The 24,188-nt window shown below is 67.0% G+C and carries 22 protein-coding genes; 18 read left to right on the top strand and 4 right to left on the bottom strand.

What is annotated here, in order from left to right; translation table 11 throughout:
• Positions 1 to 121 precede the first annotated feature (121 nt).
• A complete protein-coding gene (locus tag AC1HIY_RS16350; protein WP_479577870.1) occupies positions 122 to 913 on the bottom strand; it encodes a GntR family transcriptional regulator in 792 nt (263 codons plus the stop codon).
• Positions 914 to 1,195: 282 nt separating this feature from the next.
• Between AC1HIY_RS16350 and AC1HIY_RS16345 the strand changes: the two genes are divergently transcribed.
• The 4 genes from AC1HIY_RS16345 (at position 1,196) to AC1HIY_RS16330 (ending at position 4,971) form a co-directional block, all read left to right on the top strand.
• Positions 1,196 to 2,548 (top strand): OmpP1/FadL family transporter, encoded by a 1,353-nt coding sequence (locus tag AC1HIY_RS16345; RefSeq protein ID WP_479577869.1) that lies wholly within the window; start codon positions 1,196 to 1,198, stop codon positions 2,546 to 2,548.
• 150 nt (positions 2,549 to 2,698) lie between these two features.
• Positions 2,699 to 3,379, top strand: a complete 681-nt coding sequence (locus tag AC1HIY_RS16340) for a Crp/Fnr family transcriptional regulator (protein WP_479577868.1) — start codon at positions 2,699 to 2,701, stop codon at positions 3,377 to 3,379.
• 217 nt (positions 3,380 to 3,596) lie between these two features.
• Positions 3,597 to 3,815 (top strand): YgaP family membrane protein, encoded by a 219-nt coding sequence (locus AC1HIY_RS16335; protein WP_479577867.1) that lies wholly within the window; start codon positions 3,597 to 3,599, stop codon positions 3,813 to 3,815.
• An 88-nt stretch (positions 3,816 to 3,903) separates the two neighbouring features.
• Entirely contained in the window at positions 3,904 to 4,971 is a 1,068-nt protein-coding gene (locus AC1HIY_RS16330; RefSeq protein ID WP_479577866.1) for a phosphotransferase, read from the top strand.
• 82 nt (positions 4,972 to 5,053) lie between these two features.
• On the opposite strand, the gene AC1HIY_RS16325 is transcribed toward AC1HIY_RS16330, so the two are convergent.
• The gene (locus tag AC1HIY_RS16325) at positions 5,054 to 6,157 is read right to left on the bottom strand and encodes a T9SS type A sorting domain-containing protein (protein ID WP_479577865.1); all 1,104 of its coding nucleotides are present in this window, start codon (positions 6,155 to 6,157) and stop codon (positions 5,054 to 5,056) included.
• Positions 6,158 to 6,424: 267 nt separating this feature from the next.
• On the opposite strand from AC1HIY_RS16325, the gene AC1HIY_RS16320 reads away from it, so the two are divergent.
• The 4 genes from AC1HIY_RS16320 (at position 6,425) to AC1HIY_RS16305 (ending at position 10,881) form a co-directional block, all read left to right on the top strand.
• The gene (locus AC1HIY_RS16320) at positions 6,425 to 8,503 is read left to right on the top strand and encodes a prolyl oligopeptidase family serine peptidase (RefSeq protein WP_479577864.1); all 2,079 of its coding nucleotides are present in this window, start codon (positions 6,425 to 6,427) and stop codon (positions 8,501 to 8,503) included.
• A gap of 98 nt (positions 8,504 to 8,601) precedes the next feature.
• A complete protein-coding gene (locus AC1HIY_RS16315) occupies positions 8,602 to 9,849 on the top strand; it encodes a TolB family protein (RefSeq protein ID WP_479577863.1) in 1,248 nt (415 codons plus the stop codon).
• 29 nt (positions 9,850 to 9,878) lie between these two features.
• Positions 9,879 to 10,358, top strand: a complete 480-nt coding sequence (locus tag AC1HIY_RS16310; protein ID WP_479577862.1) for a nuclear transport factor 2 family protein — start codon at positions 9,879 to 9,881, stop codon at positions 10,356 to 10,358.
• A 52-nt stretch (positions 10,359 to 10,410) separates the two neighbouring features.
• The gene (locus AC1HIY_RS16305; protein ID WP_479577861.1) at positions 10,411 to 10,881 is read left to right on the top strand and encodes an HD domain-containing protein; all 471 of its coding nucleotides are present in this window, start codon (positions 10,411 to 10,413) and stop codon (positions 10,879 to 10,881) included.
• On the opposite strand, the gene AC1HIY_RS16300 is transcribed toward AC1HIY_RS16305, so the two are convergent.
• Positions 10,847 to 11,638, bottom strand: coding sequence for an SDR family oxidoreductase (locus tag AC1HIY_RS16300; protein ID WP_479577860.1), 792 nt, complete (start codon positions 11,636 to 11,638; stop codon positions 10,847 to 10,849). The two genes, AC1HIY_RS16305 and AC1HIY_RS16300, sit on opposite strands and share 35 nt — an antisense overlap.
• Positions 11,639 to 11,861: 223 nt before the next feature.
• Between AC1HIY_RS16300 and AC1HIY_RS16295 the strand changes: the two genes are divergently transcribed.
• The 9 genes from AC1HIY_RS16295 to AC1HIY_RS16255 all read left to right on the top strand — a co-directional run bounded on the left by AC1HIY_RS16295 (position 11,862) and on the right by AC1HIY_RS16255 (position 21,251).
• Positions 11,862 to 12,770, top strand: a complete 909-nt coding sequence (locus tag AC1HIY_RS16295) for an alpha/beta fold hydrolase (protein WP_479577859.1) — start codon at positions 11,862 to 11,864, stop codon at positions 12,768 to 12,770.
• A 27-nt stretch (positions 12,771 to 12,797) separates the two neighbouring features.
• Complete coding sequence (locus tag AC1HIY_RS16290) at positions 12,798 to 13,193, top strand: RidA family protein (protein ID WP_479577858.1); 396 nt, start codon at positions 12,798 to 12,800, stop codon at positions 13,191 to 13,193.
• A 76-nt stretch (positions 13,194 to 13,269) separates the two neighbouring features.
• On the top strand, positions 13,270 to 13,698 hold the full coding sequence (locus AC1HIY_RS16285; RefSeq protein WP_479577857.1) for an FKBP-type peptidyl-prolyl cis-trans isomerase: 429 nt from the start codon (positions 13,270 to 13,272) through the stop codon (positions 13,696 to 13,698).
• 332 nt (positions 13,699 to 14,030) lie between these two features.
• Entirely contained in the window at positions 14,031 to 15,008 is a 978-nt protein-coding gene (locus AC1HIY_RS16280; protein WP_479577856.1) for a peptidoglycan DD-metalloendopeptidase family protein, read from the top strand.
• A gap of 200 nt (positions 15,009 to 15,208) precedes the next feature.
• On the top strand, positions 15,209 to 15,427 hold the full coding sequence (locus tag AC1HIY_RS16275) for a DUF2795 domain-containing protein (protein ID WP_456429690.1): 219 nt from the start codon (positions 15,209 to 15,211) through the stop codon (positions 15,425 to 15,427).
• 41 nt (positions 15,428 to 15,468) lie between these two features.
• Positions 15,469 to 17,967, top strand: a complete 2,499-nt coding sequence (locus tag AC1HIY_RS16270; protein WP_479577855.1) for a BamA/TamA family outer membrane protein — start codon at positions 15,469 to 15,471, stop codon at positions 17,965 to 17,967.
• 227 nt (positions 17,968 to 18,194) lie between these two features.
• A complete protein-coding gene (locus tag AC1HIY_RS16265; protein ID WP_479577854.1) occupies positions 18,195 to 18,791 on the top strand; it encodes a Crp/Fnr family transcriptional regulator in 597 nt (198 codons plus the stop codon).
• Positions 18,792 to 18,852: 61 nt separating this feature from the next.
• Positions 18,853 to 20,259 (top strand): 23S rRNA (uracil(1939)-C(5))-methyltransferase RlmD, encoded by a 1,407-nt coding sequence (gene rlmD, locus AC1HIY_RS16260; protein ID WP_479577853.1) that lies wholly within the window; start codon positions 18,853 to 18,855, stop codon positions 20,257 to 20,259.
• The gene (locus tag AC1HIY_RS16255; protein ID WP_479577852.1) at positions 20,256 to 21,251 is read left to right on the top strand and encodes an NAD-dependent epimerase/dehydratase family protein; all 996 of its coding nucleotides are present in this window, start codon (positions 20,256 to 20,258) and stop codon (positions 21,249 to 21,251) included. The genes rlmD and AC1HIY_RS16255 overlap by 4 nt, the downstream gene beginning before the upstream one ends.
• 28 nt (positions 21,252 to 21,279) lie before the next feature.
• Here AC1HIY_RS16255 and AC1HIY_RS16250 read toward each other — a convergent pair whose 3' ends face one another.
• The gene (locus AC1HIY_RS16250; RefSeq protein ID WP_479577851.1) at positions 21,280 to 23,241 is read right to left on the bottom strand and encodes a HAMP domain-containing methyl-accepting chemotaxis protein; all 1,962 of its coding nucleotides are present in this window, start codon (positions 23,239 to 23,241) and stop codon (positions 21,280 to 21,282) included.
• Between the two features lie 162 nt (positions 23,242 to 23,403).
• On the opposite strand from AC1HIY_RS16250, the gene AC1HIY_RS16245 reads away from it, so the two are divergent.
• Entirely contained in the window at positions 23,404 to 24,066 is a 663-nt protein-coding gene (locus tag AC1HIY_RS16245; protein WP_479577850.1) for an HAD family hydrolase, read from the top strand.
• Positions 24,067 to 24,188: the final 122 nt, after the last annotated feature.

The following is a 24,188-nucleotide window of genomic DNA, read 5'->3' as shown; positions in this document are numbered from 1 at the left end:
TTTCATCGATGCTCGTTTGTGGAGGATCCGGGGCGCGGAGATGCCGGGCCGGGCGCACGTATACGCCGGCGCGCCTCGTCCGATCCGCCCTCCCCCGCAACGACGGGCGCGAGCGGTCCGGTCAGCGCTTTTTGAAGACCGGCTCGAAGTCGCGCAACGGCAACCCCTGCGCGAGAGACCCCCGGTGTTCGGAAGCACGCTCGAGCTCGAGTTCGTACGCCACGAGGTCGCTCCGGTAATACCGCCGTTGGAGATAGATGCGGCGGTCGCCGTGCGTGGTGGAGGTGCGGGTGATCAGCAGGAGGGCCCGGCCTTCGGAAACGCCGAGCCGCTCCGCGATCTCGGCTTCCGCGTTGACGGCCTCGATCCGATACCGGCCCCGGAGCACCGGGATTTCGTAGTCCCGTTCCAGGATGTGATAGATGGTTTCCCGCTCCAGGTCGTGCCCTTCGAGGAGGTGGGCATAGAAGACGGGCATCCACGTCCGGTCGAAGGCGATGGGCTCGCCGTCGCCGAGGCGGAGACGATCGAGGCGGAGGACGGTCGTGCCCTCGGCGAGTTCGAGGGCGGCGGCCACGTCCGGCGGGACGGGTTCGAGGCCCTGGAAAAGCACCCGGGAGGCCGCTTCGATGCCCGCCTGCGTCATGTCCTCGACGAAGTCGGTCAGGCGAACGAGCCCCTGCCGCACCCGGTTGTCTTTGACGAACGACCCGAGCCCCTGCCGTCGGTAGATGAGCCCCTGGTTCTCCAGCGTCTGCAAGGCCCGCCGCACCGTGATGCGGCTGACCCCGAAGCGCGCTCCGATCTGGCTCTCGGAGGGCAAACGTTCATCCGCGGCAAAAACCCCCTCTTCAATCTGCTCCCGCATCCAACTGCTTACCTGCTCATGGCGCGGGCGTCCCGGCTTTAACATCTCTTCCCCTGATCTTTCAATGGCGGCGATGGGCGTGCCCATGATACGAAAAATATGTCATTACAACAATACGTGTCATAACATGTCATTCTACAATGTAAGCGAATCGCCCACGATTTTTTTCCGGTATTGCCGTCTCTGCGAAGGCCCTCTTCCCTTACCCCATGAAAGCGGCTCCAGGCCGATCCTTGAAGCAAGCGCCCGAATCGGGTAGACCTCCCGATCATCTTTCGGTGCTCCTGAAGGATTCGGCATTCCCGATCACGAAAACGGAGTGATACCATGACAGACGCAAATTTATCTTCCACGAGCGTCCGCCGCCGCGCGAGCCGGGCGCTCGCGACGATCCTCACCCTGGCCTTTCTCGCGACGACGGCGTGGGGGCAGACGGGCCACGTACTCAACGGCGTCGGCCCGGTCGACCAGGCCTGGGGCGGCGCGGGCATGGCCCTCCCGCAGGACGGGCTGACGGCCCTCCACTGGAATCCGGCCGGCATCACGATGCTTCCCGGAAACGCTCTCGACCTGAGCCTTCAGGTGCTCATCCCCACCGGGGATCTGGCCTCGACGGTGGAGCCGGGAGCCTTCGGCCCCTTCGGCCCGCCGGTCCGCATGTCCGGCGTCACCGACAGCCAGGCGGGCCCCTTCCCGATCCCGGCCGTCGGCTTCGTCTATGCTCCCGAAGCCTCCCGGTGGGCCTTCGGCCTGAGCGCCTTCGGCGTGGGCGGCTTCGGCGTCGATCATCCTCTCGACCCGACGAACCCCATCCTCACTCCGCAACCGCCGGGCGGCATGGGCTTCGGCAGCATCAGTTCCGAGTTCGCCCTCCTGCAGGTCTCACCGACGGCGGCGTACCGGCTGAGCGACAAGGTGTCCATCGGCGTTGCGCCCACGCTCAACTATGCCACGCTGAGGGTGACGCCGTTCCCTGCCGCACCGCCCAACGACGCCAACGGCGACGGCTTCCCGACCTATAGCGCCGCGCCGAAAACCGGGACGCTCGGCTATGGCTTCCAGGTCGGCCTCCAGATCACCGACCTCTCCGGCTTCAACCTCGGAGCCTCCTTCAAATCCACCCAGAACTTCGACCCGTTCGAGTTCGACGGACAGGATGAGACGGGCGCCCCCCGCACCTTCTCCTTCGACATGGACTACCCCATGATCGTCTCCGCCGGACTTAGCTATTCCGGGGTGGAACGCTGGACCTTCGTCGCCGACGTGCGGTACATCGACTTCGCGCACACGAACGGCTTCGATCAGGTCGGCTTCGACCCGTTTGGAGCCGTGAAGGGCTTTGGCTGGAAAAGCATCGTGGTGGTGGCGACGGGGGTGCAGTACGACCTGACGCCGCGTCTGCCGGTGCGCCTCGGCTATGCGCACAACGACAACCCCATCGACAGCGACGTGGTGTTCTTCAACACGCCCTCGCCCGCCATCATCCAACATCACCTCGCCGGAGGGTTCTCCTACGTGCTCTCGAACAAGGTGACGGCTTCCTTCGCCGCTCAGTACGGCCTCAAGAACGACGTGAGCGGGAACTGGAAGCACCCGCAGTTCGGAACGGTGCCGGGCGCCTCAGTGGATTGTGAACTCTCCACGCTGACGTTCATCTTCGGCGTGCACGTGGGGCTCTGAGCAAAGGCATCGGAATCGCAGGCTTACCTCCTCTCCTGAGGCAGGGCGTCGATCCGGCGTCCTGCCTTTTCCTTTGTGGAAGAGCGGAGCTTCCCCTTTGCCCGTCGAAAACCGTACCTTGTCGTCTGACCTCACCCATCCCCCTGCCCCATGCCGGACCTGTCGCGCTTTGAGGAAGAGGTTTTTCAGGCGCTTCCTTTTTTGAGAACGAGCCCGGAAGCTTTCCGCAAGGCGTTCTTCGCGCAGGCACATCGGGCGTCGGCCCCTCCGAAGGCCTTCATCTGTATGGAAGGCGACCGGTGTCGGCATCTGCCGCTCGTGCTTTCGGGCTCGGCGCGCGTGTACAAGTCGGGTGATCAGGGACGCGAGATCACGCTCTACCGGCTGGAGACGGGCGAGAGTTGCATCCTCACGGCTTCGTGCATCCTCACCGAGCATCCTTTCCCCGCCTTCGCCGTCGCCGAGAGCGACGTGACGGCAGCGTTCATTCCGGCGGCGACGTTTCGCCGATGGCTCGACGAGCACGACGTCTGGCGGCAGTACGTCTTCGACCTGCTCTGGCAGCGTCTCGCCGACGTCATCACGGTGGTCGAGGCGGTCACGTTCCGACGTATGGACGCGCGGATCGCCGCCTACCTCGTGGCGGCCGTCGGCGAAGGAACCGACCTGCGGACCACGCACGAAGCCATCGCCGACGAGCTCGGCACGGCCCGCGAGGTCGTCAGCCGCAACCTGAAGGAGTTCGAGCGGGAAGGACTGCTGAACCTCTCACGCGGCGCAATCCACCTTACGAACCTCGAAGGCCTCCGAAAAAAAGCGAACCTCCTATGACAATGTGACTTAATCACAGACGTTTGGTCACACGGGCATTATTATGGCAACAGGATCTCACGAACCATCCGAGGACGAGACGTGGACGGTTCCAAAGCATTCAAACTCCTGATCGTCTGCCTGATCTGCCTGGGCGTCATCGCCGGGGCGGTCGTCCTCGTGCAATGGCTCGTGACCTGACGCTGTCGCATCACCAAACCTTACTGGAGGTATCGTCATGAAAAAGAATATGGGCACTGTCGATCGCATCGTACGGGTCGTCGTCGCCCTCGTGCTGGGCGCGCTCGTTCTTACCGGCACGGTGAGCGGCACCCTCGCCATCATCCTCGGCATCGTGGCCGTGATTTTCCTGCTCACGAGCACGGTCAGCTTCTGCCCGCTCTACGCGCCGTTCCACCTTTCGACCCGCAAAAAAGAAGAGGCGGCCCGGGGATAAACGCCCGGTCTTTTCGGCGAGCGGGTGCGGCGAGCGCGTCACGTGACGTATCTTGAACCGACCGCCCTCGTCCCATCCCTCGTCGTCCATGGCCCCCGACCCGAGCACGCGTCCGGCTTTTTCGGAGGAAGACGCCCGTCGCCTCGTGCGGCGGCATTACGACCTCGACGTGAGCGCACGGGCGCTGCCCAGTTATAGCGATCAGAACTTCCGTCTGCGAACGGAGGGGGGCGACGCATTCGTCCTCAAAATCGCCAACGCCGCCGAGGACCCGGCGGCGCTCGCGTTTCAGCAGGCCGCTCTCGCCCACCTCGCCGCGCGCCGCCTGCCTTTCCGGACGCCGCGCGTGCGCCCGACCCGCACCGGCGCGCTCCTGACGACGGTCTCCGGCGCTTCCGGCCTCCGCCACCACGTGTGGATGGTCGCTTTTCTGCCGGGCCGCCCCTTCGCCGAGGCGACGCCCCATGCGCCGGCGCTCCTCCGAAGCCTCGGCCGCGCCTTCGGCCGGCTCGACGAAGCCCTCGAACCCTTTACCCACCCGGCCATGCGCCGCACGCTGGTGTGGGACCTCCGACGCTACGCCGAGCTGTACGACCGCCTCGGCCACCTCCCCACGCCCGCCCTCCGAACGCTCGTCGAGAAGTACCTGCGCCGCTTCGACTCCGGCGTGGCGCCCCTCCTGCCCGCGCTCCGGCAAAGCGTCATCCACAACGACGGAAACGACTACAACGTCCTCGTCGCCCACGGGCCCTCGGGAGAAAAGACCCTCTCGGGCCTCATCGACTTCGGCGACATGGTGCACACGTATACGGTGTCCGAACTCGCCGTGGCCGCCGCGTACGCGATGTTCGGACAAGCCGACCTCCTCGCGGCGGCGGCGCACGTGGCGGCGGGCTATCACGCGGCGTATCCCCTCACCGAGGTTGAACTTCGCGCGCTTTTCGGGCTGATCACGATGCGGCTGTGCACGAGCGTATGCCTGTCCGCGAGGACGCGGCGGCAGGCCCCCGACAACGCCTACCTCGGTGTGAGCGAAGCGGCGGCATGGGACGCGCTCGAACGCCTCGCCTCCGTCTCTTTCGCCGAAGCCGAGGACGTCTTTCGCCGCGCCTGTCCCGTCCCGAAACGGACGTCGCCCCCACGCGGAGACGCATGAGGGCGACGCGCCATGCCGGGCGTGTTTCGCCCGCCGGATGAGGGGAAGACGGGCGCGCCCCGGCATGTATCGGAGCGGCGAACTATTTGAGCAAAACCATGCGCCGCGCCGCCCGGAAGTCGCCCGCTTCGAGCGCATAGACGTAGACGCCGGCGCTCAGGCGCGAGGCGTCGAAGCGGAGCCGGTGGCGTCCCGCCGACTGCACGCCCTCGTCCAGCCGCGCCACGCGCCGCCCGAGCGCGTCGTACACCGTCAGCGTCACCGCGCGCGCCTCGGGCAGGTCGTACGTGATGACCGTCGTCGGGTTGAACGGGTTCGGATAGTTCGCGCCGAGGGCGAAGCGCTCCGGCACGGCTTTCGACGCGCCGGGGGCGTTCCCGGCGGCGAGGCGGTCGAGCGTCGAGGCCCAGTCCGTCGCCACGGGGCCGGCGCCGCGCTTCCCGGCGGTCTTTTCGAAGGCGAAGGCGTCGGAGTCGTCCATGAGGGGGAAGCTCCCGGCGTATCCGGTGACGGTGTATGCGCCGGCGGGCGCGCCCGCCGGGACGTTCTGCGTGAGGGTTTTGAGCAGCGTGTCGCCCGGGGCGAGGGTGACGGGGACCGGCCCGAGCGTAATGCTCACACCGACGCCGGCGACGTTCACCCACACCTCGGAGGTCTGCGTCGTGGAGGTGTGGTTCACGAGGGCAACGTCGTAATCGAACACGCCGCCTTCGGGCGGGATCGTGAGCGAGTCCGTGGGCGGCGTGAGCGTCACCGCCATGTCGGGCGGCGTCACGACCTCCGCCGAGGCGAGCACGTACAGCCCGTTCGACACGTACGTATCCGCCTCATAGATCGGATCGCTCTGATCGTACGCGACGGCGAGGTCCCGCTCTTCGACGCCGTCGAAGTGGCGAAAGGCGAGCGAGTCGCCCGTCTGCAAGCCGTCCACGACCCCCGTGATACTGTCGTCGCCCCAGAGGGTGAGCGCCTGCGGGGCGGCGTTCCACACGATCACTCCGGCGCACGCGCCGTCCGGCATGAGCACGGCCACCTCGTCCCCCGCCGCGAACGTGTAGGTCAAGGTTTCGGGGAAGATGACCGTGGCATAGTCTCCCGTGTTCGAAAAGCAGTTCGAAAAATGCGACTGGGCGTACGTATTCATCCCCAGCAGCCCGAGGGCCGCCGTCCACAACAGCTTCTTCATCCTTCCTCTCCGGGTGAATTCGGTCTTCGGGTGTATCGGGATGCGAAAAAGAGAAGGGGGGATGGTGGTGGATCGCGCTCCCGTGCGAAAGGTATCGGGGAACGGCTTCCGCCGGTAAAATGGGAAGCGACCCTATTTCGGCATGGGACTTTTCACCCGTCCACGGGCGCATCGGAGAAAACGAGCGCGGTTCGCCCGGAACCGTTATTTTGAGCGGGCGCGGCGCCGCGCCTTCCCGAGTGACCTCCCCACCTTCCCCCATGCGTCATGAAAGCCCGCTTCCTCCCGGCCCTCTTTGCCTTCCTCCTTCTCCCGAGCCTCGCGTGGGGTCAGTCCGCCTTCACGCTCGAACAGGTGCTCGGCGCACCGTTTCCGTCCGACCTCGTCGCCGCGCCCGGGCACGACCGCGCGGCGTGGGTGTTCAACGAGCAAGGTGCGCGAAACCTCTGGGTAGCCGACGGTCCGGACTATCGCGGGCGTCGCGTGACGGACTATGCCGAGGACGACGGGCAGGCGCTCGGCAGCCTCGTCTTTACGCCGGACGCCACGCACCTCGTGTACGTGCGCGGCGGTGCGCCGAACCGCGCGGGCGAGATCCCGAACCCCACGAGCAACCCCGACGGCGCGAAGCGTGAGCTGTGGATCGTCGCCGTCGCGGGCGGCGCGCCGAAACGCCTCGCCGAGGGCAGCGCGCCCGCCGTGTCGCCGGACGGAACGTGGGCGGCGTTCGTGCACAACGGGCAGGTGTGGCGCGTCGGGCTCGACGACGCCGAGCCCGCGCCCGAAAAGCTCTTCACCATCCGGGGGCGCGCCTCCGCGCTCCGCTTCTCGCCCGACGGCGCGCGCCTCGCCTTTGTGAGCAACCGGGGCGACCACAGCTTCATCGGCGTCTTCGAAGTCGCCTCGCGCCGCCTCCGGTACCTCGATCCCTCCGTGAACCACGACTCCAACCCGGCATGGTCGCCCGACGGCACGCGCCTCGCCTTCCTCCGCATCCCGAACGAGCGGCAGGCGCTGCCCTTCATGCCGCGCCGGAGCGCCCTTCCGTGGTCCATCCGCGTGGCCGACGCGGCGACGGGCGAGGCGCGTGAGGTATGGCGGGCGAAGGAGGGCACGGGCAGCGCGTTCCGGGGCGTCTCCGCCGCCAACCAGATCTTCTGGGGTGCGAACGACCGCCTCGTCTTTCCGTGGGAAGGCGACGGGTGGACGCACCTCTATGCCGTCCCCGTCGCGGGCGGCGAGGCCGCGCTCCTGACCCCCGGCGCGTTCGAGGTGCAGTTCGTCTCCCTCACACCGGACCGCACCGAAGTCCTCTTCTCATCGAATCAGGACGACATCGACCGGCAGCACGTGTGGCGGGTGGCGGTCGACGGCGGGCCGCCGGCGGCGGTCTCCTCGGGGCGCGGCATCGAGTGGGCGCCGGTGATGACGACGCGCGGCGCGATCCTCGCGCTCGCCTCCACGGGCACGCATCCCGCCCACCCCGCCCACCTCGACGGCGGCGCGCGCCGGTGGCTCGCCCCGGACGCCCTTCCCACGGACTTCCCCTCCGAGACGCTCGTCGAACCGGAACAGGTCCTCTTCTCCGCCGCCGACGGCCTGACGATCCACGGGCAGCTTTTCCTTCCGAAGCGCCACACGCCCGGCGAGCGGCATCCGGCGGTGCTCTTCTTCCACGGCGGCTCGCGGCGACAGATGCTCCTCGGCTTCCATCATCGCGGCTATTATCACAATGCATACGCGATGAACCAGTACCTGGCGAGCCGGGGATACGTCGTGCTTTCGGTCAATTACCGGAGCGGGATCGGGTACGGAATGGAATTTCGGGAAGCGCTGAACTACGGCGCGCGCGGCGCGAGTGAGTTCAACGACGTGCTCGGGGCAGGCCTTTACCTTCGCAACCGAGCCGACGTGGACCCCGACCGCATTGGGCTGTGGGGAGGTTCGTACGGCGGCTACCTGACGGCCCTCGGCCTCGCCCGCGCCTCCGACCTCTTCGCCGCCGGCGTCGACCTCCACGGCGTGCACGACTGGAACGTGGTCATCCGCAACTTCGTCCCGTCGTACAACCCCGAAGCGCGCGAGGAAGCGGCCCGCCTCGCCTTCGAATCCTCGCCGATGGCTTCCGTCGACACGTGGCGCTCGCCGGTGCTTCTCATCCACGGCGACGACGACCGCAACGTCCCGTTCCGCGAGTCCGTCGACCTCGCCGAGTCGCTCCGGCGGCAGGGCGTGTATTTCGAACAGCGGATCTTTCCCGACGAGGTGCACGGCTTCCTCCTTCATCGAAGCTGGCTCGCCGCCTACCGCGACGCCGCCGATTTCTTCGACCGGATGCTGAAATGACCCGGAAGGCGAGGCCGGTTCTTCTCCCCGCTTTCACGCGGAGCCGCCGTATCTTGGCTTTTTTCGAACCACCCGAAAGCTGCCCGTTCCCATAGCCCATGCCCGTTCCCATCGCTCTTCCCGCTCTCCGTCGCGCGACCGTGCGCATCGCCCTGGCCGCCGTGACGCTTCTCGGCCTGGGCCGGTGCTCCGGTCCGAAGCCCGTCGCGCCGCCCGCCAAAGAAGCGCCGCCGCCGCCGCCGAGCGGCCCGGCGTACACGGCCCTCTATTTCGACGACGGCGGCCTCGTGGCGCACGACTACCGCACCGGCGCGACGACCACGCTCCTCGCCGGCGCGAAATATCTCGGTCCCGAGGCTCTCGCGCCGGACGGGAGGCGCATGGCCGTCGGATATGCGGGCGAAGACGCGGCCCGTCTGGCGGTCGTCGACCTCGAAGCCGCCGCCGCGCGCGACGTCCACACCGGCGGCGCGAACGTAGTCTACAGCGCGGCGTGGTCGCCGGACGGCGCACAGCTCGCCTTCGGTTTCTATGAAGCGCGGCGCTCGGCGGAGGGCGTCGAGGAGATGGGGCCGGGCGGCATCATGATCGCCGACGAGGCGGGCGTGCGGGACGTCGGGTGCCGCGCGGCGCGGGGCGTGGAGACGTGGCTGCCCGAGGGCCACCTCGTCGTGCGCGATCAGCGAAACTGGGACCGGCGGACGCTGTACGTGGTCACCCCGGACGGCTGCGCCGACGTCGCCAGGATCGACGCGCGGAAGAAGCACGAGATCACCTTCGCACCGAACGGGCGGTGGATGGCCTACCTCGAACGCGGCCTCACGTACGTGCCCGAGCGGCGCGCCTATGAAGCCGACTCGACCCTCTTCGTGGCCGACGCCCACGGCGCGAACCCCCGGAAGGTCGCCGCCGCCGAGGTCCACCCCCGCCACGCGACGTGGGCGCCCGACGGCGCACAGCTCGCCTTCGACCGGCAGGCGAAAGACCGCCCCGAGATCCGGCAGATCTACATCTACGACGTCGAAACGGGCAAACACTCCGTGCTCACCCCGAACGCGATGGTGAGCCAGACGAACTTCCGGTGGTCGCCCTCCGGCACGAACTTCGTGTTCGATCAGCGGCTCGACGCCGCGACGTTTCAGAAGGTCGTCCGTATCTTCGGCGGCTACCGTGTGGTGGACGAGAGCGAGACGCCGGCAGGGCTTGCGAGGACGTGGGGCTGGCTCGACGACGAGCGGCTCGTCCTCCTCGACGGCGACGGGACGGCCCGCATCGTGAACGCCGCCGCCGAGACCTCGGAGACCCTTCCGGTGGGCCGCCGCCTCCTCTATCTTCACGCCGAATAGCCTTCCTCTCACCCCGAACCCCCGAAGCCATGCCCCGAGCCGCGCTCCTCCTTCTCGCCGCCTCTTTCGTGTGGACGACCGCCGCCGCGCAACCCTCCGACGAGAAGCGCGCCGTCTCCGCCGTGCTCGACGCCCTCCACGACGCCGCCTCGAAAGCCGCGTTCGACCGGTACTTCGGCCTCTTCGCCGAGGACGCCGTCTTCCTCGGCACCGACGCCACCGAGCGGTGGAGCGTGTCGGCGTTCAAGGCATACGCGAAGCCCATTTTCGACCAGGGTCGGGGGTGGACGTATACGCCCCTCGAACGGCACGTCTATCTCGCCCGCGACGGGCAGACGGCGTGGTTCGACGAGGCGCTCGAGAACGCGAACCTCGGCGAGACACGCGGCGCCGGCGTGCTCGTCAAAGAAGGCGGCGCGTGGAAGATTGCGCAGTACAACCTGACCATCCCCATCCCGAACGCCCTTGCCCGTGAGGTCGTCCGGATGATCCGGGCGGCGAAGCAGTGACCCCGCCCGAAGGCTCCCTCGCTCCGAAAAAACCTCTTCCCGAATGCCGCCCATGGCCACGCTCGAAGACGCCGTCGCACTCGCCGCGCGCGCGCATCGCGGACAGACGGACAAGGGCGGCGCGCCGTACGTGCTCCACGTCCTCCGCGTGATGCTCCGGATGCCGAACGAGGCTGCGATGATGGCCGCCGCGCTCCACGACGTGGTGGAGGACACGCCCCACACGCTCGACGACCTCCGCGCCGCCGGTTTCCCCGAAGCCGTCGTGGCCGCCGTCGACGCCCTCACGCGGCGGCCGGGCGAACCCTACGAAGCGTTCGTCCGCCGCGCCGGAAAGGACCCCATCGCCCGCCTCGTCAAGCGCGCCGACCTCGAAGACAACATGGACCTCCGCCGCATCGCCGACCCCTCAGAAAAGGACTTTGCCCGCCTCCGAAAGTATCGGGCGGCATGGGATCTATTGCGGGACCGAGAGGCGACGCGCGGCCTCACGTCACCTTCGCGCGACGGATCATCCGGTTGAAAAGGCCGGGGAAGAAGCGTTTGAGGTACACCGCGAGTGTCTCTTTGCCGCCGACGAGCACCTCGTCGCGGTTCTTTTCGACGGCGCGGATGATCGCCTCGGCGCACCGCTCGGGGGCGATGCCTTTCTTCTGCCCGGCGTCCATCCGCCCGTGCGTCCTGCCGTCGGCGGCGAGGGCGTTTCGGCTGATCTCCGTACGCACGTAGCCGGGACACACGACCGTCACGCGCACGCCCCGGTCCCACACCTCGGCCCGGAGCGCGTCGAAGAAGCCGTGGAGGGCATGCTTCGACGCCGCATACGCGGACCGGCGCGGCGTGCTGAACTTGCCCACGAGGCTGCTCACGACGACGACGTGCCCGGCTCCGCGTTCGAGCATCGAGGGGAGAACGGCCTTCGTCAGTTCCACCGCGCCGAAGAAGTTGACCTCCATGATGCGCCGGATGACGTCCACGTCCACGGCCTCGACGAGCGCCCGCTGGCTGACGCCCCCGTTGTTCACGAGGACGTCCACCGGGCCGAGCGCTTCGAGCACGCGCGCCGCCGCGCCGGTGCGTGAGGCCGGGTCGGCGAGATCGAGCGGGACGACGTGGTGCGCCTCCGGATGGGCACAGGCTTGCCGGACGGCGCGCAGCCGTTCCTCCCGCCGCGCCGAGAGTATGAGCCGTGCCCCCCGACGGCTGAGCCCATACGCCAGCGCCTCCCCGATGCCCGACGACGCGCCGGTGATCCATACGGTCTTTCCGCTTACGTTCATGGTCGTTTCGGTTGGGTTCGGGGACAAGATAAACGTTGGTTCGGGGACAAGATAAACGTTGATGCACTGACGCGCCGGTCGGCTCGCGTCCTCGGGCTCGCGATGCTCGCCGTCATGTGCGCCTGCGGCGCGTCAGGGTACCGCCTGGCAGGGCGACCGGACGGTCGCCCTACCGCGCACATTTCCGTACCTTCCCGTCTGAGATACCAACCGGAGACGACCCATGGACACGTATGAAGGCCTCGACGGGCTGAAGGCCTGGCGCGCTTCGGGGCGATCGTTCTCCTATCGCGGGCACACGATCTTCTATAAGGAAGGCGGGCGGGGAGATGCGCTCGTGTGCATTCACGGCTTCCCGACGGCCTCGTGGGACTGGCACAGGCTGTGGCCCGAACTCACGCGCCGCTTCCGCGTGATCGCGCCCGACATGATCGGGTTCGGTTTCTCCGACAAGCCCGCGCGCTATGAATACAGCCTCATGGATCAGGCCACGCTTCACGAAGCGCTGCTCCTGCACCTCGGCGTCACGTCCGTTCATGTGCTCGCCCACGACTACGGCGACACCGTGGCGCAGGAGTTGCTCGCGCGCCGGGTCGAAGGCGCTTCCGGGCCGGCGCTTCGCTCGGTGTGCCTGCTCAACGGCGGTCTCTTTCCCGAAGCCATACGGCCCCGTCCCATCCAGCGTCTGCTCCGCAACCCCGTCCTCGGCCCGGTCCTCGGCCGGCTGCTCACCGAGCGGCGTTTCCGGAAAAGCTTCCGCGCCGTCTTCGGCCCCGGCGCCCGGCCCACGGACGAGGATCTGCGCGCTTTCTGGAGGCTCGTCTCGCACAACGGCGGCACGCGCGTGGCCCACCGGATCATCCGGTACATGAACGAGCGCGAGCGGCATCGCGAGCGATGGACCGGCGCCCTCCGGCACACCCGAACCCCGCTGCGCCTGATCAACGGCCCCGAAGACCCCGTCTCCGGCGCGGAGATGGCGGAGCGCTTCCGAACGCTCCTCCCCGACGCCGACGTCGTCCTTCTCGACGGCATCGGCCATTACCCTCAGGTGGAAGCGCCCGAGCGGGTGCTCGACGCTTTCCTCGCCTTCGTCGCGCGCGCCTCCGGCGAGCGCCCTCCGGCCGATTGAAACCCCGACCAACCTTCGAGCAACGCCATGACGAAAAGAATGACCATCACGACCGGCACGAAGTGGGAGCCGGTGGTCGGCTATGCGCGCGCGGTGCGCGTGGGGCCGCACGTGCACGTCTCCGGCACCACGGCCACGGCCGCCGACGGAAGCTTCGTCGGCAGCGGAGACGCCTATGCCCAGACCGTGCAGATCCTCGCAAACATCGAGGCCGCGCTTCGGGCCGCCGGCGCGCGCATGGAGCACGTCGTCCGCACCCGGATCTACGTGACCGACATCGACGCATGGGAGGCGGTGGGCCGGGCGCACGGCGAGGTTTTCGCCGCGATCCGCCCGGCCACCTCGATGGTGGAGGTCTCCCGCCTCATCGACCCGGCCCTTCTCGTCGAGATCGAGGCGGACGCCTATGTGCCGAAGCCCTGATTTTCCCGGCTCGAACCTCCTCCTCCACACGGCGTATATGTTTTTTGCATTACAAAATCCAACAAGAGGAAACCACGTGTCACAGGCAAAAAAGGGAGACGCCGTCGAGGTGCATTACACCGGCAAACTGGAAGACGGGACCGTATTTGATTCATCGTCGGGCCGTGATCCGTTGTCGTTCACGCTCGGCTCGGGGCAGGTCATTCCCGGGTTCGAGGAAGCGGTCGTCGGCATGGAGGAAGGCGAGACGCGGTCGCGCACGATCTCTCCGGACGAGGGCTACGGCGCGCATCGTGAGGACCTCGTCGTTCCGATCCCGCGCAACCAGCTCCCGCCCGACGCCAACCCCGAGGTCGGGCAGCACCTCGAACTGCATCTCCGCGACGGCGGCGTCATCCAGGCGCTCGTGATCGCCGTCGATGAGAACAACGTCGTCATCGACGCCAACCACCCGCTTGCCGGCAAGACGCTCGTCTTCGAGATCGAACTGGTCAAGATCCTTTGAAGCCCGGGCGGCGGCGGGAACCATCGTTCCCATCGCGCATTGGCTTCGCCCCGGAACCAGTTCGGGAGTTGACAGCGGAGGAAAAGCCTGCTATATTCAGCAAGTTTGTGCCAAAATTCGCCCCGGGCGAGGACTTTCCATACGATTTGCGCATGGCGCTTCGTTCCGGTTTTGGCAGGACAACGTTTTAGCCGGCGCCCCCCACCGATACCCCACCATAGTTTCACCCAGGATGTGGCGCACCGCATGGGTCGCGCGATTCTCTTCGCCGTCCCTGCGATGCGAGCCAGACGTGTCCCGGCGACATCGGATTGGCTAAAAATCGGTTTTGTATGTCAAAAAACCGCTACTACTACTACGACCAGGAGCAGTGTGCTTTCGTTGAGCACAAAGCGACGCGCAAGACCCTGTACGCGCAGTTTGCGGGCGTAACGGTGGTTGCGCTCCTGCTGGCGGGCGTCTTCATCTGGGGCATCGACTATATGATCGAGACGCCGCAGGAGCTGGCGCTGAAGGCGGAGAACGAAGCGCTTCAGGAACAACTGGCCCGCGTCGACGAGCGCATGGCGGAGTTCTCCAGCGAGCTCGAGAAACTCTCGCAGACGGACCAGAACCTGTACCGCTCCCTGCTCGAGGCCGAGCCGATTTCCGAGGACATTCGTCAGGTCGGTGTCGGCGGCGTGGATGCTTACGAGGAGTACAGCCGCTTCTCGAGCACCACCTCGTCGCTGCTTCGGCAGACGTCCGAGCAGATCGACCGGCTGGAGCGGAAGCTCGGGCTTCAGAATGCGAGCTATCGTGAACTGGTGCAGCTGGCCAAAGAACACGAGGTCCGCATGGCGGAGATGCCCGCCATCCTTCCGACCGACGGCCCCCTCGTCTCGGGCTACGGGATGCGTTTTCACCCGATCCTTCGCGTTCGGCGCATGCACTACGGCATCGACCTTCACGTGCCGCGCGGCACCCCGGTGGTCGCCACCGGCGACGGCGTGATCGAGAAAGCGGGCAAGGGCTCCGGCTTCGGCAACTACGTGAAAGTGAAGCATCCCTCCCTCGGATACACCACGCTCTATGCGCACCTCTCCCGCATCCCCCGCCACATTCGCAGGGGACGCAAGGTCAAGCGCGGGGAGTTGATCGGCTACAGCGGCAACACGGGACTCTCCAACGCGCCGCACCTGCACTACGAAGTGCACGACGCCACCGGCCGCGCCATTAACCCGATCTTCTTCTTTGCGCCCAGCATGACGCCGTCCGAGTACCAAAAACTGCGGGAAGCGGCGGAACAAGCCACTATCTCGTTCGACTAATCTACAGATCTTCTCACGTCATTCATCCGGTGTACCGGAGCGTATGAGCACGACGAGCCGGGCCGGCTGCTGTCCTCTCCGGCCGTCTGAGGATTCGGCAACGGGCGCTTGCTTTTGTCCAATCGACGCGCTATAGTGCTCCCCTCACGGTTAGGGCCCCCTGTGCTCATCCGCTGCATGCACCTTGCCAACGAAACATTATGTATTGGACGCTGGAACTTGCCTCGTACCTGGAAGACGCACCCTGGCCAGCGACACGGGACGAGCTTCTGGACTATGCGGAGCGGACCGGGGCTCCTTTCGAAGTGCTCGAAAACCTGAGGGCGATCGAGGACGATGGTGAGCCCTACGAAAGCATCGAGGAAATATGGCCGGACTATCCCACGGCCGACGACGATTTCTATTACGAGGACGAATAGTCTTCCCCGGCCAGGGGGTCCGGAGCGCTGCCGGACCCGTCGTGAGGCCCTCGTCGTCCGGAACCGGCCTTCCGCACGTTTCTCCTGACCCGCCCCTCCGGTTCTTCGCGCTGAGCCTGCTGCTGGGCTTCTTGCTCTCCTCCGCAAGCGCTTTCGCCCGGCAGGCCGACGTCTCCGAAGCGCCCCTCGTCTCGGAAGCGCCCATCGTCTCCGAAGTCCGCTTCGCCGGTGATCCGTTCTTCTCCGACGAGACGCTGCGCCTGCACATCCGAACGCGCGCCAACCGCCGCTTCCTCGGCATCCCCGGCGCCAACTGGTGGCTGTGGCTCTACCGCTTCGGGGACACCATCGGCGGCGGCATCGGGCGGGCGCTCAAAGCCACCGGCGAACCCCCCGCCTTCCTCGACTCGACCGTGGTGGCGGCGGACGTGGAGCGCCTCCGGCTGTTCTATGCCCGTGAGGGTTTTCAAAAGGCATCCGTGGAAGCCCGCATCGAACCCGTCGGGCCGAACGACCGCGTTCGGGTCGTCTTCGTCATCGAGGCGGGCACGCCCACGTTCGTGCGCGAGGTCCGATACGACGGCGTGGACGCTCTCGAAGACGAACAGAAGCTCCGGCTCACGCGCGGCACGCTCCTCCGCCACGAGCGCATCGACGAGGACGATCCCCTGCGTTTCAGGGCTAGAGATCAGCGCTATTCCGCCCCCACCCTGCTCGAAGAGGGCCGGCGGCTGCTCGCCTTCCTCCACCGCGAGGGCTATGCCGCCGCCACACGCGATTCCATCCACGCCATCGTCGTGCCGGTGCGGGCCGACTCGTTCGACGTCATCTTCCGCCTCCGACCGGGGCCGCGTTATCGTTTTGGAGACGTGCACTTCGCCGTGACCGGGCCGCAGCCCGAAGCGCCCCTGCGCCGCGACACGCTCGCCACGCCGCCGCCCGAGGAAGGCGTCGCCGGGGGACGCATTACCCTGAAGATCGAAGGGGAAGCCCACCTCGACGACGACCTGCTGCTCCGCGCACTCCGGTTCACACCCGGAACGTGGTACAATCAGGACGAGCTGCTCGCCACGAAGCGCCGCCTCGACGCCACAGGCGTTTTTGCCTTCACCGACATCCTGGCCCAGCCCGAGGACACGGTGCGTGTGCCGCCCGACAACGCCCCGCGGCTGCCCCACCGCATCGAAGCGCGCACGCGGCGACGGCATCAGATCCGGCTCGAAACGTTCATGATCCAGCGCAGCGGCGCGCTCGCCGACGCCGACAACGAGCTCGGCGCGGGCGTCGGCGTCACGTACGAGAACCTCAACCTCTTCGGCGGCGGCGAATCGTTCCGCTTCCGCATGACCGGCTCGCTTGCCGCCGACCTCGACGCAAAGTTCGGCGTCACTTCGTCCCAGTGGGAGGTAACCACGGCGCTCACGTATCCCTATCTGATCGCACCTTTCCACGCGCTCGACGACCTGTTCAACCTCTTCGAGACGCGCACGCAACTCTCGCTGAGCCTGCTCGCGGCCCGGCGCGACGCCCTGCGCCTCGTCTTGCGCGGGCGCGGGTCGGCGCGTTTCCGCCTGGAGATGCGGCACACCCCCACCGTCTCCTCTTTCATCGACTTGCTCGACCTCTCGCTCAACAACCCCGACACGCTCAGCGGCTTTCGGGAAGCGTTCCTCGACGACGTGCTCCGCTCGATCCCCGACACGGTTCAGCAGGCCCAGATCATCGAGGATTACACGCAGCCGCAGATCAACAACGCGCTTCGCTACACCCTGCGTTCGGCCCGCCTGAACCCGCTCACCCGCGACGCCGGCTACAGCTATGAAGCCGCCTTCGAGATCGGCGGCAACCTGCCCTATCTGCTCGACCGCTTCATCTTCTCTCCCGACAGCCTCGAAGGCGCGGTCCCCGGCCTGCCTTTCTTCGGCGGTGGCCGCTCGGGCAACCGGCTGATCTACCGTCAATACCTTCGCTTCGTCGGAGACGTGCGGCAGTACCGTCCCGTCCGCCGCCACTCGGTGCTGGCGTGGAAGTTCATCGTCGGCGTGGCGCACCCGACCGGACGCGCCAACATCATCCCCTTCGACCGGCGGTTTTACAGCGGCGGGGCTGCCGGCGTGCGCGGCTGGCGGCTCCGCGAACTCGGCCCCGGCACGGTCACGTTTACCGGACGGGACAGCCCCAACAACGGCGCTCCCAACATCCTCGGCGGCGACATCAAGCTGGAGACGAGCATCGAATGGCGCAACACGTTTCTGAGCAACGTGTTGAAGGCGAACTGGATCGCGGCGTTCTTCACCGACGCGGGCAACGTCTGGTTCGGCCCGCGCAATCCCGGCGCTCGCGAGGGCCGCTTTCGCTTCGACTCTTTTTACCGAGAACTCGGCGTCGGCTCCGGGATCGGGTTGCGCCTCGCGTGGGAATACCTCATCCTCCGGCTCGACCTCGCCGTGAAGGTGCATGACCCGGTGCGCCAGGGCGAACTGCTGCCGGACGGCCTGCGCAACCCGCTCCTCCATTTCGGCATCGGACACGCCTTCTGAGCAATGCCGAACGGGCCAGAGCCGGGAAGAATCGGCGAAGCATGGAACCGAGGCGCCGCCCTCATGCTTCCAGCCTCTGCCGCCCTCCCGAGCGAGCGCCTCGCCTTCACCGAGTGCTTTTTATATGCTTCCCGAACCATGACGGCGCGCAACCTTGCGACTTGCTCCGGGGGCTCGCGCAAAAACACTCCAGAGCCTGCCTCAGCCAACGATCCACGGACCTGCTCATGACTACGGCGCGAAACGTCTCCGGCCTCGCGCGGGCGTTCTACCGGCGCTTGTTCCGGCGGGAGGAAGACGCACAGCTTCGAAGCATCGTCGAAACCCTTCAGGAATCGCCCGTCTTCCAAACGCTGGCGCGCGGCGACCTGCGCGAGCTGGCCGAAGCCATGCACGTGCGCACCTATAAACGCGACGAGTTTCTGTACTACGAACAGGACCCGGGCCTCGGCCTGTACGTGGTGCAGCGCGGACGCGTGCGGCTCTTCACCGAAGACGAGGCGGGCGTCATCTACGAACTGCGTCAGGTGGGCGAGCGCGAGATCTTCGGCGAGATCTCGCTCTTCGGCTCGGGCGACCTTCGGCGCATGGAGACGGCGCAGGCCCTCACCGAAACGCGCGTGCTCGGCTTCTTCAGCCCGGACCTCAAGACGATGCTCCGCCGCACGCCGAAGACCGCCGCCGCCGTGACGATGGCGCTCGCCCGGCATCTGGCGATCCGGCAGGTGGAGACGGTGCGCCTCCTTGCCGAACGACAGGGCAAAGCGGCGGCCATGCGCCTGCTCAACGGCGCAAACCCGCCCGCCGCTCCCACCCTCGCCTAGCCCCCTGTCCGTCCCCCGAAAGACGTCCCTCCCTCCTATCCACCTCACGCCTCCCCCGCTCTTGAAAAAAGGAACCGAAGTCACCCTCGACATCGAAAAGTTCGCCGACCGGGGCAAGTCGCTTGCCCGCCGGGACGGATACGTCGTCTTCGTGGCCGGGGCCGTCCCGGGCGACCGCGTGCGCGCGCGCGTCTTCAAACGCAAGAAGAACTACGCCGAGGCGCGCCTGCTCGAAGTGCTCACGCCGAGCCCGCTGCGCACCGAACCCCGCTGTGAATATTTCGGCGTATGCGGCGGATGCAAATGGCAGCACGTCGATTATGCCGCGCAATGCGAGGCCAAGCGGCAGAGTGTCGCCGAGGCGCTCGCGCATCACGGCGGCTTCCCGGATGTGGACGTGCAGCCTACGCTCGGCGCGCCGGAGACGTATTTCTACCGGAACAAGATGGAGTTCTCTTTCAGCGCCGAGCGCTGGCTGACCCCCGACGAGATCGCCTCCGGCCAACGTTTCGACACCGGCTTCGCCCTCGGCCTTCACGTGCCCGGCAGCTTCAACAAGGTGCTCGACCTCCGCGCGTGCTATCTCCCGTCCGAGCTGAGCGTGCGGATCGTCAACGGCGTGCGGACGTTCGTGCGCGGGCAGGGATGGAAGCCGTGGCACATACGGCGGCACGAGGGCTTCCTCCGCCACCTCGTCCTCCGGCAGGGCGCCCATACCGGCGAGGTGATGGTCAACCTCGTCACGAACGGCTTCGCCGAGGAACGCATGGCTGCGATGGCCGACTACCTCCGCGACGCCTTTCCGGAAGTGACCACCTTCGTCAACACCGTCAACACGGGCGTGGCGCAGACGGCCTTCGGCGAGGCGATCCACACGATCTTCGGCCCCGGGGTCATCCACGACCGGATCGGGCCGCACCGCTTCGAGATCGCGCCGAATGCTTTTTTTCAAACGAATACGCGGCAGGCCGAGCGGCTCTACGAGACCGCCCGCGACTTTGCCGACCTCCGCCCGGACGACCTGCTGTATGATCTGTATTGCGGCGCGGGAACGATCTCGATCTTCGTCGCGGACCGGGTGCGACACGTCATCGGCGTGGAGCTCATCGAGGAGGCCGTCGAGAATGCGCGGGCGAACGCGGCGGCCAACGGCGTCGAGAACGTGACGTTCGCGAGCGGCGACCTCATGCGGATGTTCACGCCCGCCTTCGTCGGGACGCACGGGCGGCCCGACGTGCTCATCGCCGATCCGCCCCGCGCGGGGATGCACCGAAAGGTCGTCGAGCAGATCGCGCGTCTGAGGCCCGAGCGGTTCGTCTACGTGAGCTGCAACCCCCTCACGCAGGCCCGCGACCTCGCCCTCCTCCGCGACGTGTACACCATCGAAACCGTTCAACCCGTAGACCTTTTCCCCCACACGCATCACGTCGAGAACGTGGTGAAGCTGCGAGCGAGACCGGAGGCATGAGTTCCGACACGAAAACCGCTTTCGTCACCGGCGGCACCGGCTTCGTCGGCAGCCACCTCGTCGAGGCGCTCCGGGAGCGGGGCTACGGCGAGGTGCGGTGCCTCGTGCGGAGCCGCCTCAAATGGCTCGACGGGCTCGACGTCGTCCCTGTGCGCGGCGCCCTCGGCGATGCGGAGGCGCTCCGCGAGGGCGTGCGCGGGGTGAGCCACGTCTTCCACGTCGCCGGGCTGACGCGGGCGCAGACGTGGGAGGCCTTCGAGGAAGCCAACGTCCGGGGGACACTCCGCCTGCTCGAGGCCGTGCGCGCGGTCAACCCGGGCGTGGCGAAGGTGCTCGTCACGAGCAGCCTGGCCGCCGTCGGAGCCGCCGACGTGCCCGTCGCCGACGAGACCACGCCGCTCCGCCCGATCAGCCGGTACGGCAAGAGCAAGGCGATGATGGAAGAGGCGCTCGCGCCGCATCATGCCGAGTTGCCCCTCGTCGTCGTGCGCCCGCCCGCCGTCTACGGCCCGCGTGAAACGGACATCCTCACCTTCTTCCAGACCGTCAACCGGGGCCTCTGTCCCGTCATCGGCGACGCCGACCGGCCCGACCTCAGCCTCGTCCACGTCCGCGACCTCGTGCGCGGCATGATCGACGCCGCCGAGCACCCGGACACCGCCGGCGAGACATACTTCATCGGCAGCGAGGCGCAGTATGCGTGGAACGAGGTGAAAGCCGCCACGACGGCCGCGCTCGGGAAGAAGGCGCTCACGATCCCCGTGCCCGGCCCGCTCGTCGAGGTGATCGGAGCGGTGGCCGAGATCGGCGGCAAGCTCTTCGGCGCTTATCCGCCGCTCAACCGCGAGAAAGCCCGCGAGATCCGCCGCGCCTGCAAGATGTGCTCGGTCGAAAAGGCCCGCCGCCACTTCGGCTACCGGCAGACGGTCTCCCTCGAAGAGGGGATCCGCGAGACCATCGCGTGGTACCGCGCCCGGGGATGGCTGCGGTGAGCGCGAAAAGGTCTCGACGCCGAAGGGGCTAGGCCGCCGGAGCGCCCTCCCGGACGGTGGGACCGGTGGTTCGGGAAGCCGCCCGTTCCCGCGTCCCCGTTTCCCGAGCGGCGACGGGCGGGCGGGGCGCCGTCTCGAGGCGGAACCGGCTCACCTGTTGCCGCAGCGCTTCCATGAGCGTATTCATGGCCCCGGCCACGTCGGCAATCTCCTCGATGTTCTCGGCGGAGGATTGCAAAGCGGACGAGACGGCTTCGATGATGCGCGCGATCTCTTCGCTGGTGGCGGCCTGTTGATCACTTGCGGAAGCGATCTGGTCGATGTACGCGCCCACCTGTGTCGTCTGTTCGACGATCTCCTTGAGGGCCTCACCGGCCTGGTTCGCCAGTTCCAACCCCTGCGTCATCTCCTCCTGCCCGTTTCGGGTCAGGCGCACCACGCGGTCCACCTCGGCCTGCATGGTTTTGACCATCTCGTCGATCTGTCCGGTGGCGTCGGTCGTGCGTTCGGCCAGCTTGCGCACTTCATCGGCCACCACGGCAAAGCCGCGGCCTTGCTCGCCGGCGCGCGCCGCCTCGATGGCCGCGTTGAGCGCCAGCAGGTTCGTCTGCTCCGTGATTTCAGCAATGAAGGAGACCACGTTGCCGATCTCACGGCTGGCCCCTCCGAGCCGTTCGACGGCTTCCATGGCTGCGCTGCTCGTCTCCGCCATGCGACGGATCTTGTCCTGCGTCCGGAGGACGACGGCTTCGCCCTGTTGCGCGTGTTCGCGGCTTCGGACCGCCGCCGTCGCCGTCTCGGCGGCCACGCCCGCGGTCTCTGCAATCGTGTGGTTCATCTCTTCGGCGGCCGCCGCAATGTCGGCGGCTTGCGCCGACTGGGCTCGACTCCCGTGGACCAGGCGTTCGGTCGAGGTTTGAATGCGTTGTGAGGAGGCGGACACGTCCGCGGTGGACGTATGGACCTGTTGAAGCATGGTCCGCACGTTGGATACGGCCCGGTTGAAGCCTTCGAACAGCCGCCCGATCTCATCGTCCCGTGCGGTCTCGAGGGCCACCGTCAAATCTCCCGAGGCGAAGCGGTTCATCTGATCCAGCATCTCATTGACCCGGGCTTCCAGATAGACCTGCTGCGCCTGCACCTCCCGGCGAGCCTCGGCGGCCGCTTCCCGGGACGCGGCCTCGGTGGCCTCGCTCTGACACCGGACCTCGTCCATGGCCGCTTTCAGTCGCTCGATCATCAGGTTGAACGTCTGCGCGAGACGCCCGAGTTCATCCTCACGCTCCACGGCGATGTGGGTGTCCAGACGGCCGGCCGCCACCTCCTGCGCCGCTCGTTCCAGACGCGCCACCGGACCTTTGATGCCTCGCGTGATCCATACGGAAAGCAGACTGCCGAAACAAAGAACACCCAGCAACGACAGCACCGTGAGCATCATTGTGCGACGCCGCGTCGCCTCAGCGCTTTCGAGGAAATCGGCGGCTTTCCCGTGCGCAAAGTCTCTGAGCGCCGCCATTCTCCGTTCCACGAGGGCTACCTGATCCGCCCCCTTGCCCCGGGTAATTGCGGCGGCTTCGTCCTCTTTCCCTTCATGCTTGAGCCGGATCACCTCGTCGCGGATCGGCTTCCAGTCGTGAAAAGCGGCCATCGCCTCCTCATACATGGAAGGGTCTCCGAGAAACTGCGCTCGGATGGTCGCAAATTTTGCCTCGGCTTCCCTCTCGTAGGCCGCTATGCGCTCCTGATAGACTTCAAGCTGCTTCGGATCCTTCGTCAGGGCAATGTCCTTCATGGCCCGGTGGATCTTCAGCACGTTTTTCTCGACTTCCAGCACGGCGTTGCTCACCGTCATCGGATGATCGTACAGATCCCGGGTCAGACGCGCAAGGTCATTCATCCGGTTCAGCGAAAACAGCCCGTTGGCGCAAAAAAGAAGCAACAGGACGGCAAAGCCCAGCGCCAGGCGATGGGCAATTCTTATCGACTTCATTACAAGAAAGGGGATTTCCTGAGTAAACTGTGGCGGCGTAGGTAAAACGTGGCAGCGCAGATAAACTGCGATGGTGTACCGGTATTATCGGAACACGGAAAGCTATCTTAACTTCAGGATTTCATAGCCATACGCCTGCTTCCCGCTCCCATGGTCCCAACCTTGCCTCCGCTCCTTCCGAACCCCGAGGCGGTCATCTTTGACCTCGACGGCGTCCTCATCGACTCGGAGCCGCTCCATGAGGAGGCCGAGCGCATCGTCTTTGCCGCGCATGGCCTCGAGGCGCCGCCGTCGGTCTTTCGCGAAATCAAGGGGCGCACCACGCGCGAGGCGTTCGCGCACCTGTTCCGCGCCTGCGCCGCCGACGGTCTCGACATGGACGCGCTCATCGCCGAGAAACGTCGGATTTTCCTCGACCTGCTTCGCGACGTGCGCCCGATCCCCGGCGCGCTCGCCTTCGTCCGGCGGGCCGCCGAGCGGTGCGGACGCCTCGGCCTGACCACCTCCTCGGATCCCGCCACCCTCCGCCTCGCCTTCGACACGTTCGCCCTCCACCCCTACTTCGACGCCGTCGTCACGGCCGCCGACGTCACGCGCGCCAAGCCCGACCCCGAGCCGTACCGGCTGACGACGGAGCGCCTCGGCGCCCGCCCGGCGCAAACGCTCGTCATCGAGGACTCGACGAACGGCGTGCGCTCGGCCGTCGCCGCCGGATGTCGCGTCGCCGGGCTGACCTCCTCCTTCGACGCCGAAGCGCTCCGCAGCGCCGGGGCCCACCTCACCGTCGCCTCCTTCGCCGAGCTGGCCCGTCGCCTCGGCTGGTGAGGACGACCGGACCGCCGTCCGGCATCGAGCGCCGAGACGTGGAAACGCGCGAGCCGAAAAAGGCGAAGGCCGCTCCTTTCTTCGTGATTCTTCGATTTCGGGTGGTATCCTTCCCGGCGACG

Source organism: Rhodocaloribacter sp., from assembly GCF_056451265.1.
Note: the sequence above shows the minus strand (reverse complement) of the source record. Positions and strands in the feature narration are given on the sequence as shown.